12 protein-coding genes are annotated in these 16,516 nt (G+C 62.9%); 2 read left to right on the top strand and 10 right to left on the bottom strand.

What is annotated here, in order from left to right; genetic code table 11:
• Positions 1-23: 23 nt before the first annotated feature.
• The 3 genes from NLI84_RS15585 to gdhA all read right to left on the bottom strand — a co-directional run bounded on the left by NLI84_RS15585 (position 24) and on the right by gdhA (position 7,535).
• Complete coding sequence (locus NLI84_RS15585) at positions 24-1,439, bottom strand: glutamate synthase small subunit GltD family protein (RefSeq protein WP_255991588.1); 1,416 nt, start codon at positions 1,437-1,439, stop codon at positions 24-26.
• A 122-nt stretch (positions 1,440-1,561) separates the two neighbouring features.
• Positions 1,562-6,010: a glutamate synthase large subunit gene (gltB, locus tag NLI84_RS15580; RefSeq protein WP_255991605.1), complete on the bottom strand. Its 4,449-nt coding sequence runs from the start codon at positions 6,008-6,010 to the stop codon at positions 1,562-1,564.
• Between the two features lie 181 nt (positions 6,011-6,191).
• Positions 6,192-7,535: an NADP-specific glutamate dehydrogenase gene (gdhA, locus tag NLI84_RS15575; protein WP_255991587.1), complete on the bottom strand. Its 1,344-nt coding sequence runs from the start codon at positions 7,533-7,535 to the stop codon at positions 6,192-6,194.
• A gap of 308 nt (positions 7,536-7,843) precedes the next feature.
• Here gdhA and NLI84_RS15570 point away from each other — a divergent pair, with 308 nt between their 5' ends.
• Complete coding sequence (locus NLI84_RS15570; protein ID WP_255991586.1) at positions 7,844-8,758, top strand: LysR family transcriptional regulator; 915 nt, start codon at positions 7,844-7,846, stop codon at positions 8,756-8,758.
• A gap of 4 nt (positions 8,759-8,762) precedes the next feature.
• Here NLI84_RS15570 and hemF read toward each other — a convergent pair whose 3' ends face one another.
• Positions 8,763-9,662: an oxygen-dependent coproporphyrinogen oxidase gene (gene hemF, locus NLI84_RS15565; protein ID WP_255991585.1), complete on the bottom strand. Its 900-nt coding sequence runs from the start codon at positions 9,660-9,662 to the stop codon at positions 8,763-8,765.
• A gap of 9 nt (positions 9,663-9,671) precedes the next feature.
• Positions 9,672-10,133 (bottom strand): copper chaperone PCu(A)C, encoded by a 462-nt coding sequence (locus NLI84_RS15560; RefSeq protein ID WP_255991584.1) that lies wholly within the window; start codon positions 10,131-10,133, stop codon positions 9,672-9,674.
• Positions 10,134-10,256: 123 nt separating this feature from the next.
• On the opposite strand from NLI84_RS15560, the gene NLI84_RS15555 reads away from it, so the two are divergent.
• The gene (locus tag NLI84_RS15555) at positions 10,257-11,783 is read left to right on the top strand and encodes a phospholipase D family protein (RefSeq protein WP_255991583.1); all 1,527 of its coding nucleotides are present in this window, start codon (positions 10,257-10,259) and stop codon (positions 11,781-11,783) included.
• A 128-nt stretch (positions 11,784-11,911) separates the two neighbouring features.
• Here NLI84_RS15555 and panD read toward each other — a convergent pair whose 3' ends face one another.
• The 5 genes from panD to NLI84_RS15530 form a co-directional block, all read right to left on the bottom strand.
• Positions 11,912-12,292 carry an aspartate 1-decarboxylase gene (gene panD / locus NLI84_RS15550; protein WP_255991581.1) on the bottom strand — a complete coding sequence of 127 codons (381 nt, stop codon included), beginning with the start codon at positions 12,290-12,292 and terminating at the stop codon, positions 11,912-11,914.
• A 175-nt stretch (positions 12,293-12,467) separates the two neighbouring features.
• Positions 12,468-13,040, bottom strand: a complete 573-nt coding sequence (locus tag NLI84_RS15545) for a hypothetical protein (RefSeq protein WP_255991579.1) — start codon at positions 13,038-13,040, stop codon at positions 12,468-12,470.
• A 13-nt stretch (positions 13,041-13,053) separates the two neighbouring features.
• Positions 13,054-14,907, bottom strand: a complete 1,854-nt coding sequence (locus NLI84_RS15540; protein ID WP_255991578.1) for a ribonuclease catalytic domain-containing protein — start codon at positions 14,905-14,907, stop codon at positions 13,054-13,056.
• Positions 14,908-15,270: 363 nt separating this feature from the next.
• Complete coding sequence (locus tag NLI84_RS15535; protein WP_255991577.1) at positions 15,271-16,053, bottom strand: 3-hydroxybutyrate dehydrogenase; 783 nt, start codon at positions 16,051-16,053, stop codon at positions 15,271-15,273.
• 135 nt (positions 16,054-16,188) lie between these two features.
• A complete protein-coding gene (locus NLI84_RS15530) occupies positions 16,189-16,506 on the bottom strand; it encodes a hypothetical protein (RefSeq protein WP_255991576.1) in 318 nt (105 codons plus the stop codon).
• Positions 16,507-16,516: the final 10 nt, after the last annotated feature.

Here is a 16,516-nt window from a genome sequence, read left to right as displayed (position 1 = left end):
CTTTTTGTTGCCGTATCCTCGGTTTACCAGAGGTTCAGGTACTCGAGGATGCCCTCGGCGGCCTGACGGCCTTCGTACACCGCACGCACCACCAGATCGGCGCCGCGCACCTGATCACCGCCGGCGAACACCTTGGGGTTGCTGGTCTGGTGCTTGTACTGCTGCTTGAACGGCGCAACGGTACGGCTCCAGTCGTCGGTCTTGATGTTGGCGCCGTCGAACCAGTCCTGACGCTCGGCCTGGAAGCCGAAGGCGACGATGACGTGGTCGCAATTGATACCACGCTCGGAACCGGCGATCACTTCGGGGCGACGACGGCCCTTTTCATCCGGCGCACCCAGCTGGGTCGTAACGAGCTTGAGCTTGAGCGAACCGTCGGCGTTCTGTTCGATGCCGACCGGCTGGCTGTTCCACTGGAACTCGACGCCCTCTTCCTTGGCGTTCAGCACTTCGCGCTTGGAGCCCGGCATGTTTTCTTCGTCGCGGCGATACGCGCAGATCACGCTCTGAGCGCCCTGGCGGATCGAGGTGCGGTTGCAGTCCATGGCGGTATCGCCGCCACCCAGCACCACCACGCGCTTGCCCTGCATCGACTGGAACACCTCGCCCTCGGGCAGCGTGTTCATCGAGTTGCGCACGTTGTTGATCAGGAACGGCAGCGCTTCGAGCACGCCCGGCAGGGCCTCGCCCTCGAAGCCGCCCTTCATGTACTTGTACGCGCCCATGCCCATGAACACGGCGTCGTAGTCGGCCAGCAACTGGTCGATACTGATGTCGCGGCCGATCTCGGTGTTGAGGCGGAACTCGACACCCATTTCTTCCATGATCTGGCGACGGGTGGCGATCACTTCCTTCTCGAGCTTGAACTCAGGAATGCCGAAGGTTAAGAGGCCACCGATCTCTTCGTAGCGATCGAACACCACGGGCTTGACGCCATTGCGCACCAGGATGTCGGCACAGCCGAGGCCAGCCGGGCCCGCGCCGATGATGGCGACCTTCTTGTCGGTCGTCACCACCTGGCTCATGTCCGGGCGCCAGCCCTGCTTGAACGCTTCATCGGTGATGTATTTCTCGACCGAGCCGATCGACACCGCGCCAAAACCGCCCTGGTTCAGCGTACACGCGCCTTCGCACAACCGATCCTGCGGACAGACGCGGCCACAGATCTCGGGCAGCGAATTGGTCTTGTGCGACAGCTCGGCCGCTTCGAACAACTTGCCTTCCTGCACCAGCTGCAGCCAGTTCGGGATGTAGTTGTGCACCGGGCATTCCCACTCGCAGTACGGATTGCCGCAAGACAGGCAACGGCCAGCCTGCTCGCCGGCTTCGAGCTTGGCCAGCGGTTGGTAGATTTCGCGGAACACGAACTTGCGCCTCTCCACCGGCACCTTCTCGCCGGGGTTGCGCGCAACGTTCATAAACTGGAATACGTCGGACATTGATTTAACCTCGGTGAGGAGCGAGGAAGCGGGCACGCCCGGTTCAACCCTCGGCTCCTGAACACATACGCTACGGTGCGGGGCGGCGCGGCAACCCGCACCCTGCCCCGCACTTCACATCATCAATCTTTCAGCAGATCGTCGAGCTTGGCGGCCTTGGGCTTCACCAGCCAGAAGTAGTCCACGGCCTCGTCGAAGTTGCTGAGCAGCTCGGACGCCTTGGACGATCGGGTCAGCTCGACGTGTGCCTTGAGCTTGTCGCGCAGGAAGGCCCGCACCGCGCCGAAGGCTTCGCCGTTGATGACGTTGATGTCGACCAGCTCGTTGTTGATGCGATACGCGAACTTTTCCTTCGGGTCGTAGACCAGGGCGAAGCCGCCCGTCATGCCCGCGCCGAAGTTGTAGCCGGTCTCGCCCAGCACGATCACCGCGCCGCCGGTCATGTATTCGCAGCCGTGGTCGCCCACGCCTTCGACCACCGTCAGCGCGCCCGAGTTACGCACGGCATAACGCTCGCCGCCACGGCCCGCGGCATACAGCTCGCCGCCGGTTGCGCCGTAGAGGCAGGTGTTGCCGACGATCACGCCGTCATCGGACTTGAACTCGCTGCCCTCGGGCGGATAGATCACCACGCGGCCACCGGCCATACCCTTGCCAACGTAGTCGTTGGCATCGCCTTCCAGTTCCAGCGTCAGGCCGTTGGCGTTCCACACGCCGAACGACTGACCGGCAGAACCGGTGAGCTTGATATGCAGGCAATCGGCCGGCAGGCCTTCGGCGCCGTGCGCCTTGGCGATCTCGCCCGACAGACGCGCACCGATCGAGCGGTTGATGTTGCGCACCTTGTATTGCAGCTTCTGTGGCGTCTTAGCCAGGATGCCGGCCAGCGCGTCCTTGACCATTTGCTCGGCCAGCTCGCCCTTGTCGAACGAGGGGTTGGAATCCTCGATACAGAAGCGCGGCACGTCGTTCGGTATCGTGCCCTGGCTCAAGAGCACGTCCAGACGCAGCTTCTGCTGGCGGGAGGTTTCGCCCGCAGCCAGCGACAGCAGGTCGGTGCGGCCGATCAGATCCTCGAAGCGGCGGATGCCGAGCTTGGCCATCAGCTCGCGGGTTTCCTGCGCGATGAAGGTGAAATAGTTCACCACCATGTCCGGCAAGCCCGTGAAGTACTTGGAACGCAGCTTGATTTCCTGCGTCGCCACGCCGGTGGCGCAGTTGTTCAGGTGGCAGATCCGCAGATATTTGCAGCCCAGCGCCACCATCGGGCCGGTGCCAAAGCCAAAGCTCTCGGCGCCCATGGCGGCGGCCTTGATCACGTCAAGGCCGGTCTTTAGGCCACCGTCGGCCTGGACGCGCACCCGGCCGCGCAGACCGTTGGCGCGCAGCACCTGCTGCGCTTCGGTCAGGCCCAGTTCGAACGGCGAGCCGGCGTACTTGACCGATGCCAAGGGCGATGCGCCGGTGCCACCGTCGTAACCCGAAATGGTGATCAGGTCGGCATAAGCCTTGGCCACGCCAGCGGCAATGGTGCCCACGCCCGGCTCAGCCACCAGCTTCACGGAGACCAGCGCCTGCGGGTTGACCTGCTTCAGATCGAAAATCAGCTGGGCCAGATCCTCGATCGAATAGATGTCGTGGTGCGGCGGCGGCGAGATCAGGCTGATGCCCGGCTTGGAGCAACGCAGCTTGGCAATCAGCGGGCTAACCTTGTCGCCCGGCAGCTGGCCGCCTTCGCCCGGCTTGGCACCCTGGGCCACCTTGATCTGCAGCACTTCGGCGTTGACAAGGTAATGCGGAGTGACGCCGAAACGGCCAGACGCCACCTGCTTGATCTTGGACATCTTCATCGTGCCGTAGCGCGATGCGTCCTCGCCACCTTCGCCCGAGTTCGAGCGGCCGCCCAGGCGGTTCATGCCTTCGGCCAGCGCCTCGTGCGCTTCGGGCGAGAGTGCGCCCAGCGACATGCCGGCCGAGTCGAAACGCTTGAGGATGGATTCGAGCGGTTCGACCTCGTCGACGGCAATCGCCTTGGCCGGATCGAAATCCAGCGTCATCAGGTCACGCAGCATGGCGACCGGGCGGTTGTTCACCAGGTCGGCGTACTTCTGGTATTCCTTGTAGTCGCCGCCCTGCACCGCTTTTTGCAGCTGCATCACCACGTCCGGGTTGTAGGCGTGGTATTCCTCGCCGAACACGTACTTGAGCAGGCCGCCCTGTTGCAGCGGGCGCATGGTGTTGAACGCGAGGCGGGTCAGCTTCTTCTGGTCTTCCTCGAAATCGAAGAAGGTCGCGCCGCCGATGCGGGACACGGTGCCTTCCAGGCACAGGTCGACCACTTCCTCGCCGATGCCCACGCCTTCGAACAGCTGCGAGCCGCGGTAGGACGCAATGGTCGAGATCCCCATCTTGGAGAGGATCTTCATCAGGCCCTTGTTGATGCCCTTGCGGAAGTTGTTCGCCGCCTTCTCCAGCGGCAGCTCCACCTGGCCGAGTTCGATCAGCTCCATGATGGTCTGGTACGCGAGGTACGGGAACACGGCGGTGGCACCGTAGCCGATCAGGCAGGCGAAGTGATGCGGATCGCGCGCAGTGGCGGTCTCGATGATGATGTTGGTGGTGCAACGCAGGCCCGTATCGACCAGCGCATGGTTGACGGCACCGACCGCGAACAGCGCCGGGATCACCAGGAGATCCTTGGCAATGCGCTTGTCGGACAGCACCACGATGACGGTCTTGTCGTCACGCACCGATTTGAGCACCGCGGCCTGCAGCGCTTCAATCGCGGCCTTCAGGTTGGTCTGCGCCGGATCATAGGCGAGATCGAACTGGGCGGACTTGTAGTCCGGATCGTTCATGCTGGTCAGCGCGTCGAACTTGTCGCTGGAGAGTACCGGCGAGCGCACTTCGAGACGACGCGCGTTGATTTCGCTCTCGTCGAACAGGTTGCGCTCGGGGCCGAAACAGGTGTTCAGCGACATCACGATCGCTTCGCGGATCGGGTCGATCGGCGGGTTGGTCACCTGGGCAAACTGCTGGCGCAGGTAGTCGAACGGCGAGCGCACCTTTTCGCTCAATACGGCCATCGGGGTGTCGTCACCCATCGATCCGACCGCTTCCTGGCCGGCTTCGGCCAGCACGCGGATCACCTGGTCACGCTCTTCGAACGTGAGCTGGAACTGCTTCTGGTAGGTAAGGCGCAGGGCCTTGTCCATGGCCGGCAGCACGCCTTTGTCCTCGGCGATCTCGAGGTGCTGCGCATGGGTCTTGACCCACTCGCGGTACGGCTTGGCCGACTTCAGGCGGTTGTCGATGGTCTCGGTATCGAGGAATTCGCCGGTGGTCAGGTCGACGGCAACGATCTGGCCCGGCTTCACCCGGCCCTTCTTCACCACGTCCTCGGGCTTGTAGTCCCAGGTGCCCACTTCGGAGGCAATAGTGATGTGTCTATCCTTGGTGATCACATAGCGCGCCGGGCGCAGGCCGTTACGGTCGAGCGCACAGCCGGCGTAGCGGCCATTGGTCCAGACGAGGCCGGCCGGGCCGTCCCACGGCTCCATGTGCATGGAGTTGTACTCGTAGAACGCGCGCAGGTCGCGGTCGTTGGAATCGACGTTCTGCCAGGCCGGCGGCACCATCATGCGGAAGGCGCGGAAGATGTCGATGCCGCCCATCATCAGGCCTTCGAGCATATTGTCGAGGCTCATCGAATCGGAGCCATCGGTCTGCACGATGGGGCGGATGGCGTCCATGTCGAGCAAGGCGCTATCCATGATCGCTTCGCGCGCCTTGGCCCACAAGCGGTTGCCGTGCAGCGTGTTGATTTCGCCGTTGTGCGCGACGAAGCGGAACGGCTGCGCCAGCTTCCACTGCGGCCAAGTGTTGGTCGAGAAGCGCTGGTGATACACGGCCAGCGACGACTCGAAGCGCTCGTCCTTCAGGTCCAGGTAGAACACCGGCAGGTTGTCCGGCGTGACGAGGCCCTTGTACGACAGCACCTTGGGGTTCAGCGTCGGGATGTAGAACGAGGCATCGCCCTTGTTGGCCTTCTCGGCCATGCGGCGTGCCTGGTAGAGCTTGCGTTCGAACTCGGCGTCGGCCAGGCCATCGGGGGCATTGACGAACACCTGGCCGATGGTCGGCAGCGTACGCAGCGCATATTCGCCACAGGCTTCGACATTGACCGGAACCAGGCGCAGGCCAGCGTAGACCAGGCCCTGGCCTTCGACGGCCGCCTTGAGATTGGCGATGGATTCGGCGGCAATGCCCGCATCGGTGCTATGGAACACCAGGCCCGCAGCATAGTTGGCGGCGAGGCTGATGCCGGTTTCGGCGGCCACCGTGCGCAGGAAGCCATCGGGCTTCCTGAACAGCAGGCCACAGCCGTCACCCGACTTGCCGTCGGCCGCTACCGCACCCCGGTGGGTGAGGCAAGCCAGCGATTTGATGGCAGTCGATACAAGCCAATGCGATGGCTTGTCATCCATCTGCGCAATGAGGCCGAAGCCGCAACTATCCTGCTCAAACTGAGGACGATACAGAGTCCCCTGCAGCCAGCCTTGTCCATCCATTTCGAGGCGCCCTTGCAAAAAATCAAGCGAAAGGGCTCGATTTTATCCGCAACCGCGAACGCCCTGCAACCGTGAGTACACGGTGCAGGGCGATCCGAAGAGGTGATATCTGCCAGACGGCAGATCCGCTCTTCACCTCATTTTGCGCGTCAGGCAGCGCAACAGGAAATTGAATATTCGATCAAATCACGCCCTGTGCCAACATCGCATCGGCAACCTTGACAAAACCCGCGATATTGGCGCCGTCCACATAGTTGACACTGCCATCCTCACGGGTACCGTATTTCAGGCAGGTTTCGTGGATGCTGCGCATGATTTCCTGCAGACGGGCATCCACCTCTTCGCGCGGCCAGGACAGGCGCATCGCATTCTGGCTCATCTCGAGACCCGAAGTTGCCACGCCGCCCGCATTGCTGGCCTTGCCCGGCGCATACAGCACGCCGTTCTGCTCGAACACCTTCACGGCCTCGGCGGTCGACGGCATGTTCGCGCCCTCTGCCACACACATGACGCCGTGCTTCACCAGCATGCGTGCGTCATCACCGTCCAGCTCGTTCTGAGTAGCACATGGCAGCGCGATATCCACCGGAACACCCCAGGGGCGCACGCCCGCCAGGAATTGCGCACCGATGCTCTCTGCATATTCGCTCACGCGACCATAGCGATGATTCTTGATCTCCATCAACTGCGCCAATTTTTCCGGCGTAAAACCGGCCTCATCGACGACAGTCCCGGACGAATCGGAAACCGTAATCACCTTTGCGCCCAATGCCATCGCTTTCTCGACGGCATATTGCGCCACATTACCCGCACCCGAGACGCTGACTCGCATGCCCTCAAAGCTGCGGCCGCGATGCTTGAGCATCTCCTGGGCAAAATAAACCGTGCCGTAACCGGTGGCTTCCGGACGAATCAGCGAGCCACCGAACGACAACCCCTTGCCCGTGAATACACAATCCGCGCGATTGCTCAATTTCTTCATCATGCCGGCCATGAAACCCACTTCACGCCCGCCCACGCCAATATCACCGGCCGGCACATCGGTATCGGCGCCGACATGGCGGAACAGCTCGCTCACGAAAGCCTGGCAAAAGCGCATGACTTCGCCCGGGCTGCGCCCCTTGGGGTCGAAATCTGACCCGCCCTTGCCACCACCCATCGGCAGCGTGGTGAGCGCGTTCTTGAACGTTTGTTCAAAGGCGAGAAAGCGCAGGATGGACTGATTGACGGTGGGATGGAAGCGGATGCCGCCCTTGTAGGGGCCGATTGCGGACGAGTGCTGGATGCGGTAGCCGCGGTTCACCTGCACTGTGCCGTGATCGTCCACCCAGGACACCCGGAACATGATCGCCCGCTCGGGCTCGACCAGACGCTCCAGCAAACCCTGAGTCGCATACTTTGGATTTTTCTCAATGAATGGCCAAAGGCTTTCAATCACCTCGACTACGGCCTGCATGAACTCGGGCTGACCCGGGTTTTTTTTCGCAACGTATTCGATAAAATCTTCAAGGGTCTGGTAGGACATCAAACGCTATTCCGGTTTGGAAGATGAGATTCGCCCCACCAACCAATAAAAAAACAAACCACAGCGAACAGAATGTCCGATCAAACACGAATTAGATGAATCTAACAGGCACAGCCATCCTCCGATTTATATATATCGGATAGAGGGAATGGCTTGAAATCGGAGTGCTACGACCGTTCTACTCTTAGTTTTTCAAATATTGGTGGGATTTCAGTAAACTTCCGCATAATAAATGGCTGCTTATCGATTGATAAGTCCCGATAAAAGAATAATACTGTTTCCAAAATGGAAACAACGGACTCACGGACATGCCCGACATTAACGACATGCTGCTGTTCGCATCAGTGGTCAAAACGCGCAGCTTTACCGAAACCGCGCGTCGCTTGGACATCTCCAAGTCGCGAGTCAGCAAAGCGGTCTCCCGCCTGGAATCCACGCTGGGCGTACGCCTCTTGCATCGCAGCACACGCAGCCTAAGCCTGACCGACATCGGCGAGGCCTATTTCGAGCACTGCGACCGGATCCTGGAGGAGCTGGCGCAGGCGGAACTCACCTTGTCCCGGCTGCAGCAAGAACCGCGCGGCAAGCTGAAGATCAGTGCCCCGGTCGCCTTCAGCACCATGCACGTCGCATCCGCGCTACCTGGTTTCATGATGCAATACCCGGACGTGAGCGTGGAGCTGACCCTCAGTGATCGCTTCGTGGACCTGGCCGAAGAAGGCTACGACGTGGCGCTACGCATCACCACCACGCCCGGCCCCAATCTGGTTGCTCGCAAGCTGGCCCCCATCCGCCGGAAGATCTGCGCGAGCCCAGCCTACCTCGCGCGCGCTGGCACTCCGCAATCGCCGGAGGATCTGGCCCAGCACAACTGTCTCGACTACACCTTTCTGAATACCCAGGGACTCTGGCACCTGAAAAGCGTGGACGGTGACGTGGCGATTCCCGTTTCCGGCACGCTGCGCATCAACGACGATGAGGCCCTGTCGCAGGCGGTGCTGGGTGGTTTGGGGCTGGCTCTGCTGCCCACCTTCATCGTCGGCAAGGATTTGCAGGCAGGCCGGCTGGTGGAGGTATTGCCGGGTTACGTGCCGACCGAGTTCTTCATCTACGCCATCCACCTGCCGAACCGGCACCTGCCATCGAAAGTGCGCAGCTTCATCCACTATCTGCAGACCTGCTTTGGCACCGAGCCCTACTGGGACAAGGATGTCGCTCAGTAGCCCTTCAGGCCAGCCAGTCACGTACCGGCAGGAAGTCGCTCAGCAGTTGCGCCTCCGGGCTACCCTCGGGGGGTTGCCACTGATAGCGCCACTTGGCCAGCGGCGGCATCGAGCACAGGATGGATTCGGTGCGACCGCCTGACTGCAGGCCGAACAGCGTGCCCCTATCCCACACCAGGTTGAATTCGACGTAGCGTCCACGGCGATAACCCTGCCAGTCGCGCTCGCGCTCGCCGTAGGCCAGCTCGCGCCGGCGCTCGACGATGGGCACATAGGCCGGCAGGAAGGCGTCGCCTACCGCACGCATCATGGCAAAGCCGCCTTCGAAGCCGCCTTCGGTGAAATCGTCGAAGAAGATGCCGCCGATGCCGCGCGCCTCGTTGCGGTGCTTGAGGAAGAAATAGCGGTCGCACCAGGCCTTGAAGTGCGGATAGTGCCCGGCGCCCAGCGGGGCCAACGCGTTGCGGCAGGTGACGTGAAAGTGGACCGCGTCCTCCTCGAAGCCGTAAAACGGCGTGAGGTCCATGCCGCCGCCGAACCAGCACACGTCGTCCTGCCCCGGCGCGTGGGCGCGGAACATGCGCACGTTCAGATGCACCGTGGGCACATAGGGATTCTTGGGGTGCAACACCAGCGACACGCCCATTGCCTCCCAGGCGCGACCGGCAAGCTCGGGACGGTGCGCCGTGGCCGAGGCCGGCATCTGGCTGCCTGTCACATGCGAGAACAGCACGCCACCACGCTCCAGCAGCGCCGAATCCTCGATCACGCGACTGATCCCGCCGCCGCCCTCGGGCCGCTGCCAGCTGTCGACGATAAAGCTGCCGCCATCCAGGTTCTCCAGCGTGGCGACGATATTCTGCTGCAGCGTCAGCAGGTAATCCTTGACCGCGGTGCTCTGCATGGCGCCGCCTTAATTGCCGTGTGCCGGCGCGGTCGCGCCCATGGGCTCGACCTTGACGTTCACCTTGACCTTGCCCGCCCGCTCGAAGTTGAGCGTCAATGGAAAACTTTCGCCTTCCTTCAACGGCGCCTTCAAGCCGAACAGCATGATGTGCAAGCCGCCGGGCGCGAGTTTCTGCGCGCCCCTGGCCGGCACTTCGATGGCCTCGAGGTGGCGCATCTTCATCATGCCGTTGTCCATCGTCATCGAGTGCAGTTCTACCCTCTGCGCAACCGCGCTATCGCCGCCCGTGAGCCGGTCGGTGTCGCCCGTGCCGTTCTCCAGTGTCAGAAATACCCCGGCCACCGGCGCACCAGACGCGGTCGCGCGCGCCCAGGGGTGTCCGATCAAGAGCTTGCCCGCCTCGTACTCATGGGCGTGACCCAGGACAGCGAGAACGGCAAGGCAGAATCCGGCGAGAGTACGCGTCATGACTGAGCTTCCTGATATGAAAGTGGCGCTGTCAGCCAGCCACCGACAGCAAAGCGCGATTATAGCCGCCAGCCAGCGCGGATGAGTTTGCTAAAGTAGCCTGTCACCCTGCCCATTCCGACCATGCGCCAGCCGACGAAACTGACCGCCCTGCTGCTCCTCTCCAGCCTGCTTGCCGCATGCGGCAGCCTGCCCGCCCGCACGCAGGAGGCGCCTGCTCCGGTGATCGACACCCAGGACACCATGCTGGCGCGCACTGCACGCAAGCTGGCGGACACGCACGCGGACCTCTCCGGCATCTACCCGCTCGAACATGGCCGCGACGCGCTGATCGCACGGCTGGCGCTGGCGATGACGGCCGAGAAGACACTCGATCTGCAGTACTACATCTGGCACAACGACGTGACCGGGCGCCTGGTGACCGCCAAGGTGGTGGAAGCGGCGGACCGTGGCGTGAAGGTGCGCGTGCTGCTCGACGATGTCGGCAGCAAGCCGGATGACGAAACGCTGCTGGCGCTCGCCGGCCATCCCAATATCGAGGTGCGACTGTTCAATCCGGTAAGCCAGCGCTGGCTGCGTACGCTGGGCATGCTGCTGGAGTTCCGCCGGGTGAACCGGCGCATGCACAACAAGAGCTTCACCGCGGACGACCATGTCACCATCGTTGGCGGGCGCAATATCGGCGACGAGTACTTCGAGGCCAACCCGGAGATCGACTTCTCCGATCTGGACGTGCTGGCCATCGGCCCGGTGGTCGCGCAGGTCGAGACCTCGTTCGACCTTTACTGGCGCCATGAGCGCGCCATCCCGATCAAGGCGTTCTACCCCAGGGTCGACACCCAGGCCAAGCTCGCCGCGCTGCGCGTGACGCTCGCGGCGCAACAACGGCTCGACCGGGCCACGGGCTACCTGCAGCAATTGCAAAAGGATGCGCTGGCGCTGCAGCTGCGCGATGCCACCCTGCCCTTCTACTGGGGCAACGCCCAGGCGCTGTACGATCATCCGGACAAGCTGACCGAGCAACCGACGCGCACGCTGATCGAGCGGCTGGCGCCGGTGGCGACGCAGACCGATCGCTCGCTCGACATCGTGTCGCCCTACTTCGTGCCGGGCAAGGGCGGCACCGCCTGGCTGGTACAACGGGTGGCGCAGGGCATGCACGTGCGCGTGCTGACCAACTCGCTCGCCGCCACCGACGTCGGTATGGTGCACGCCGGCTATGCGCCCTATCGTAAGCCCCTGCTCAAAGGCGGGGTGCAGCTCTACGAGCTCAAACCCGACCCGACCCATCCGCGCCCCAAGGGCGGCAGCGGCTGGACGGGCTCGTCGCGCGCCAGCCTGCACGCCAAATCCTTCATCTTCGATCGGCGCCATGTCTTTATCGGCTCGCTCAACCTCGACCCGCGCTCGATCGAGCTCAATACCGAGATCGGCATCCTGCTCGACAGCCCCGCCCTGGCCGACCATATGGCCGACCAGTTCGATGAGCTGGTGGCCGAGAAGGCGTATCGCCTGGCGCTGGACGATGGCCAGCTGCAATGGCACGAGCCCGGCGGCGATGGCATGCACACCCACGATCCGGAAACCTCGTTCTTGCGCCGCCTGGGCGTGGACTTTTTGCGACTGTTGCCGATCGAATCGCAACTGTGAAGACCGCGTAAATGGCAACGCGCCAGCCGGGCCGTGGGTGACCGGGCGGACGCACGCCGTTGACGATCGCGTGTGCAATCCAAGAAAAAGGCCGCGCAAGGCGGCCTTGACGACGGGCGGGCAGCGGCTCAGGCCGACTGCACAGGAATGCCGTTCTTGGTACAGACGATGCGATTGGCCTCATCCACATACACCAGCGAGGGCTGATGGTTGGCAAGCTCGGCTTCGCTGTAGTCGGCAAAGGTGGCGATGATCAACAGATCGCCCACCTGCGCGCGACGCGCCGCCGAGCCGTTCACCGAGATGATGCCGGAACCACGCGCGGCCTTGATCGCGTAAGTGGAGAACCGCTCGCCGTTATCAATGTTCCAGATATGGATCTGTTCGTATTCGCGGATGTTGGCGGCGTCGAGCAGGTTCTCGTCGATCGCGCACGAACCCTCGTAATGCAGCTCGGCATGGGTGGCCGAGACGCGGTGAATCTTGGACTTGAGCATCGAGCGTTGCATGGCGAGGGTCTCCGCCGTAAAAAGGCTTGCGATTATAAGACGTTAGCGAAAAAAGCCAAGTGGCATTTTCGCGGATGGTGCGTAGTACCGCGCGATATGGCAATCGGGCGCACCAACGGTCATCAAATGGTGGTCAGCTGCGAGAAAACAAGCAGCCCAGTCGGCGAGGCGTCGTTTACCGTGCCCCGCGATACAGCAGGCAGCCATCGAGCAGGAATTCGCCGCCTGCCGGCTGCGCTCCCGGCGCGACGCGCTCGAACGCCAGCCGCACGCCGTCGACTTCCACCCAGGCGGGAATCGGCTTGCCCTGGTACTGCCCCAACGCTTCGTCGGCGCGTACCACATCCATCTGGCGGGACGCGGCCGGGGGCGCCATAGGCTCCGCCACGGAGAGATCGGGATCGCGCATATCGTCCATCGCCACCGTATGCAGCTGACTCTGCTCGCCTTTTTGTGGCGGCAGGCTGCGCAGATACCAGCCAAACAGCATGGCCGGCACCAGCACGCGCCGCACGCGCTTTTGCTCGTCGACGAGGCAGGCGACACCGAAGCGCTCGCCACATTGCGGGCAACGCGCGGCGGCGGCGATGGCGAGCTGGTTCTCGTCGACCAGCCGGGCGGCACCCTGCATGTCGCGCGCACTCAGCATATGGCCACAGCGCACGCAGGGCTTGGAAAACTGGCGGATCTGCTCACCGTTGCGAAAACGCACCGGCAGCAGTTGGTTCAGAGGTCTCTTGGGCAGCATGATGTGGTTACGGTCAGATCGTCGCCATCCGGCATTCGAGCGTCAATTCAAGGTAGTCGATTGCCAGCCGCTGTAGTTGGACCGTGGTGCCAGGCGGCAATTCCGGCAGACCGGGCACGCGCTGCACCAGCGGCGTGCCGTCGATGCGCACCAGGTTCTCCTTGATCACCTGCGCGCGCATTTCCTTGACGTTTTCCTGCTCAAGGTAGCGCAGACACCAGTAGCGCTCCATCTTGTCCTGGAAATCGTTGTATGCGGCGTAGGCGGTATCGAAGCCGCTGATCGCGGCAAACAGCTCCGCATCGTTGCGGTTGAAGCGCGGCTTCTCGCCACGCAGCATCGCCAGCAGCTGTTGCTGGTTGATGAAATCGATACCACGGCGCAGCGGCGAGCTGGACCAGGCGTAGCAGTCGACCCCCAGGCTCAGGTGCGGCCCCGGCTGCGTGGTCAGGCGCACGCGCCCCGCGCCCTGCGAGCGATACACTGCGGCAATCTCGGCGTTGGCCAGATCCTTGCCCCAGGTGCTGTTGACCAGGATGGCGAGCTCGGACACCAACTTGTCCATCGGTGCGCCGCGCTTGCGCGGCACGATGCGCACGCGCTTGCCACCGTCGTCCAGTCGATCGATGTAAAAGCTGTAATCGAGCCGCACCGGCGCGTTCGGATCGGCCTTGCCGCGGCGGCCTTCGAGCTCGCCGGCAAAGCGCCACAGGTAATTGAGTTCGGCCTTGTAGGGATAATCCGGGCCTTGATGCTCCTGACCGGCGGTTTCCTCGTTGAACCAGGGCTCGATCTGGTCGTGGCGCAGATTGGCGGCAATGGGCACGAGCTCGATGCGGCTATGATGCGACACGATGTCGAATCCGGGCGAGAGCTCCAGGTAGAGGCTCATCGCTGGGCGGGCGGCGCCTTCTTCCAGCGTGTACACCCGCACCACTTCGTCCGGCAGCATGGTGATCTTGTCGCCGGGGAAATAGACGGTGGAGAGCCGCTCCAGGATCTGCTTGTCGAGCGGCGAGCCGGCGGCGATGCCGAGCGTGGGCGCAGCGATATGGATGCCGACCTGGGTATTGCCGTTGGGCAGCGGCTTGATGCTGAAGGCGTCGTCGATCTCGGTGGTCGTCGCATCGTCGATCGAGAACGCGGCCACCTCGGCGGTCGGCAGATCGAACTCGCAGGCGAACTCGCCTTCCACACGAGCTTCGCGGCCATGCGGGAAAGATTCGAACAAAAAGCCATCGAGGAAATAATCGGCCACATCGGGCAACGCGCCAACGCGCGCCATCAGACGCAGCGGCGTGCTCTGCGCGGCCTCAGCCGCGGCCAGCAGCGCCTTGTACTCGATGCCGTTCTTGTCCGGGCGATGCAGCAGTTTCTTGGTAAGCGGTACAAAGGCTTCCGGCAGCGTGCCGGCGGTGAGTTCCGCCTGCCAGGCCGCCATCTGTTCGGCCTCGCGCTGCTTGCGCGCCATGCCAGCGAGGGCGGCCTTCACGTTCTCTTCGGGCGCCGCCTTATAGCGGCCACGGCCCTTCTTGTAGAAGTACATCGGCGATTGGGCGATGCGCAGCAGCACGGCGGCTTGTTGCTGTGCGCTCGGGCCCGCGCCGTAGTACTCGGCCGCGATGTCCTCGAAACCGAATTCGTCGGCACCGCACACTTCCCACAGGAAATCGATGTCGATCTCGGCCGCCAGCGCCTCGGCTTCACTCATCAGGCTGGCTGGATCGGGGCGCTCGAACTTCAGCAGCACGTTGGCTGCCTTGATCTTGCTGCGCTTGCCGCGCACGTCCTCGACCTGCAGGCTGCCGGTCTGCGATTCCTTGACCGTGGCCACCTTGAAGCCATCGTCCTCGTACAAAACGTGCATGCCGCGCCCAGAGAGAAAAAACGGCGGATTATATACCACGCCCCATGGCACCGTCAGAGCAAGTGCTTGAAAAACAAGGGCGAGCCACTTTCACCCGTCGACCGGATCGATGGCCGCATCCACCCTTAGCCCCACGGCGCCCGCCAGCCACGATGATGCGGATCAAGAGTATCGACGCGCATCTTCATGCCCGATGACGAGTCCGAATGGCGAAATCGCGCCCCAACGGGCCGGCCGATTCGAAAGCGATCCGCTCCGCTTGCGACACCTGGCCGAGGTTAACCCAGTCGAGGCGCCACGGGCCACCCTCTTACAAGACCGGGCCGAGGCTCCGGGTCTTGCTGCCTATTGCCGGTGCGCGGGCTATTGGGCTGTCCAGCCGCCATCCACCGGCAGGGCCGTGCCGCGCATCTGCGAAGCGGCATCGCTGCACAGGAAAGCCGTCAGCGCGCCGATTTGCTCCGACGTGACCAATTCCAGCGACGGCTGCTTTTCCACCAGTAGCGCTTGGCGCGCCTCGTCTTCGGAGAAACCCTCGCGCGCGGCGAGCTCGTCGATCTGTTGTTGCACCCAGGACGTCAGCACCCAGCCGGGGCAGATGGCATTGCAGGTAATGCCGGTGGTGGCCGTTTCCAACGCCACCACACGGGTCAAGCCCAGCACCGCGTGCTTGGCGGCAACGTACGCCGCCATGTGGACCGAGGCGACCAGGCCATGCGCCGAGGCGATATTGACGATGCGCCCCCAGTTGCGATTGCGCATCTGCGGCAATACGGCGCGGGTGGCATGAAACACCGCGGAAAGATGGGTCGCCAGAATCGCATCCCACTGCTCCGGCGGAAAATCCTCCACCGCCGCGGAGTACTGGGTGCCGGCGTGGTTCACCAGGATATCCACCTTGCCGAACTCGGCATCGGCGCTGGCCACTAGCCCCGCCACGGCGTCGGGGCGCGCGAGATCGGCATGACGGTATCCGACGCGCACGTTGAACTCACGCGCGAGTTCGGTAGCAAGCCCCATGCCATCAGTCCTTGCTTCGATCCCATTGAGCATTACATCGGCGCCAGCGGCGGCCAGCGGCCGGGCAATGCCGAGGCCTATGCCGCTGGTCGATCCGGTAACGAGGGCAGTCTTGCCGTGCAGCATGACGTATCTCCCGAGGGTGGTCGGTCGACTGTAGTTATAAATGCTGACCACAGTATTATGTTTTGATGACAGACAAAAGAAGACGATTGGCGACGCAGCTTGAAACGCTTACCTGCACACCGGCAAGCCGTTGCATCATCCGATACGCAAGCGCCGCAACCATATCCGGCAACGTGACAACCATGTTGCATCGAACTGCCGGCCCAGGCCCTGCCGCTGCGCGCGGTAAACCACGATGCTGTCGCGAACCGACTCCACGCTGAGCACGGTTGCTACCGCGATACACAACGTTTCTCCTTGTCGCAGCACTTGCCTGAGTTGCCAAGGCTGGCCCGCAAGCAAGCCCAATTCTCCTGCTAGGCGTAATTCGCCGTGTTCGATCCTGAGCGTGCATCCCGCAGGCGCATTCAACAGCAAGGCACGTCCCGCCTTCATTTCAAAACGCCGTTCCATAGCCACGTTC

The organism is Chitinolyticbacter albus, from assembly GCF_024437655.1.
Lineage (GTDB): Bacteria > Pseudomonadota > Gammaproteobacteria > Burkholderiales > Chitinibacteraceae > Chitinolyticbacter > Chitinolyticbacter albus.
The sequence above is the reverse complement of the archived record's forward strand: the minus strand, read 5'-3'. Positions and strand labels throughout refer to the sequence as shown.

What these genes read in the sequence shown, in the direction of transcription:
- NLI84_RS15540 (WP_255991578.1), bottom strand. Translation starts at nt 14,907, where the DNA reads ATGCACGTTTTGTACGAGGACGATGGCTTCAAGGTGGCCACGGTCAAG.
- gdhA (WP_255991587.1), bottom strand. Translation starts at nt 7,535, where the DNA reads ATGTCCTACCAGACCCTTGAAGATTTTATCGAATACGTTGCGAAAAAA.
- gltB (WP_255991605.1), bottom strand. Translation starts at nt 6,010, where the DNA reads ATGGATGGACAAGGCTGGCTGCAGGGGACTCTGTATCGTCCTCAGTTT.
- NLI84_RS15545 (WP_255991579.1), bottom strand. Translation starts at nt 13,040, where the DNA reads ATGCTGCCCAAGAGACCTCTGAACCAACTGCTGCCGGTGCGTTTTCGC.
- NLI84_RS15560 (WP_255991584.1), bottom strand. Translation starts at nt 10,133, where the DNA reads ATGACGCGTACTCTCGCCGGATTCTGCCTTGCCGTTCTCGCTGTCCTG.
- NLI84_RS15535 (WP_255991577.1), bottom strand. Translation starts at nt 16,053, where the DNA reads ATGCTGCACGGCAAGACTGCCCTCGTTACCGGATCGACCAGCGGCATA.
- hemF (WP_255991585.1), bottom strand. Translation starts at nt 9,662, where the DNA reads ATGCAGAGCACCGCGGTCAAGGATTACCTGCTGACGCTGCAGCAGAAT.
- NLI84_RS15555 (WP_255991583.1), top strand. Translation starts at nt 10,257, where the DNA reads ATGCGCCAGCCGACGAAACTGACCGCCCTGCTGCTCCTCTCCAGCCTG.
- NLI84_RS15585 (WP_255991588.1), bottom strand. Translation starts at nt 1,439, where the DNA reads ATGTCCGACGTATTCCAGTTTATGAACGTTGCGCGCAACCCCGGCGAG.
- NLI84_RS15570 (WP_255991586.1), top strand. Translation starts at nt 7,844, where the DNA reads ATGCCCGACATTAACGACATGCTGCTGTTCGCATCAGTGGTCAAAACG.
- NLI84_RS15530 (WP_255991576.1), bottom strand. Translation starts at nt 16,506, where the DNA reads ATGGAACGGCGTTTTGAAATGAAGGCGGGACGTGCCTTGCTGTTGAAT.
- panD (WP_255991581.1), bottom strand. Translation starts at nt 12,292, where the DNA reads ATGCAACGCTCGATGCTCAAGTCCAAGATTCACCGCGTCTCGGCCACC.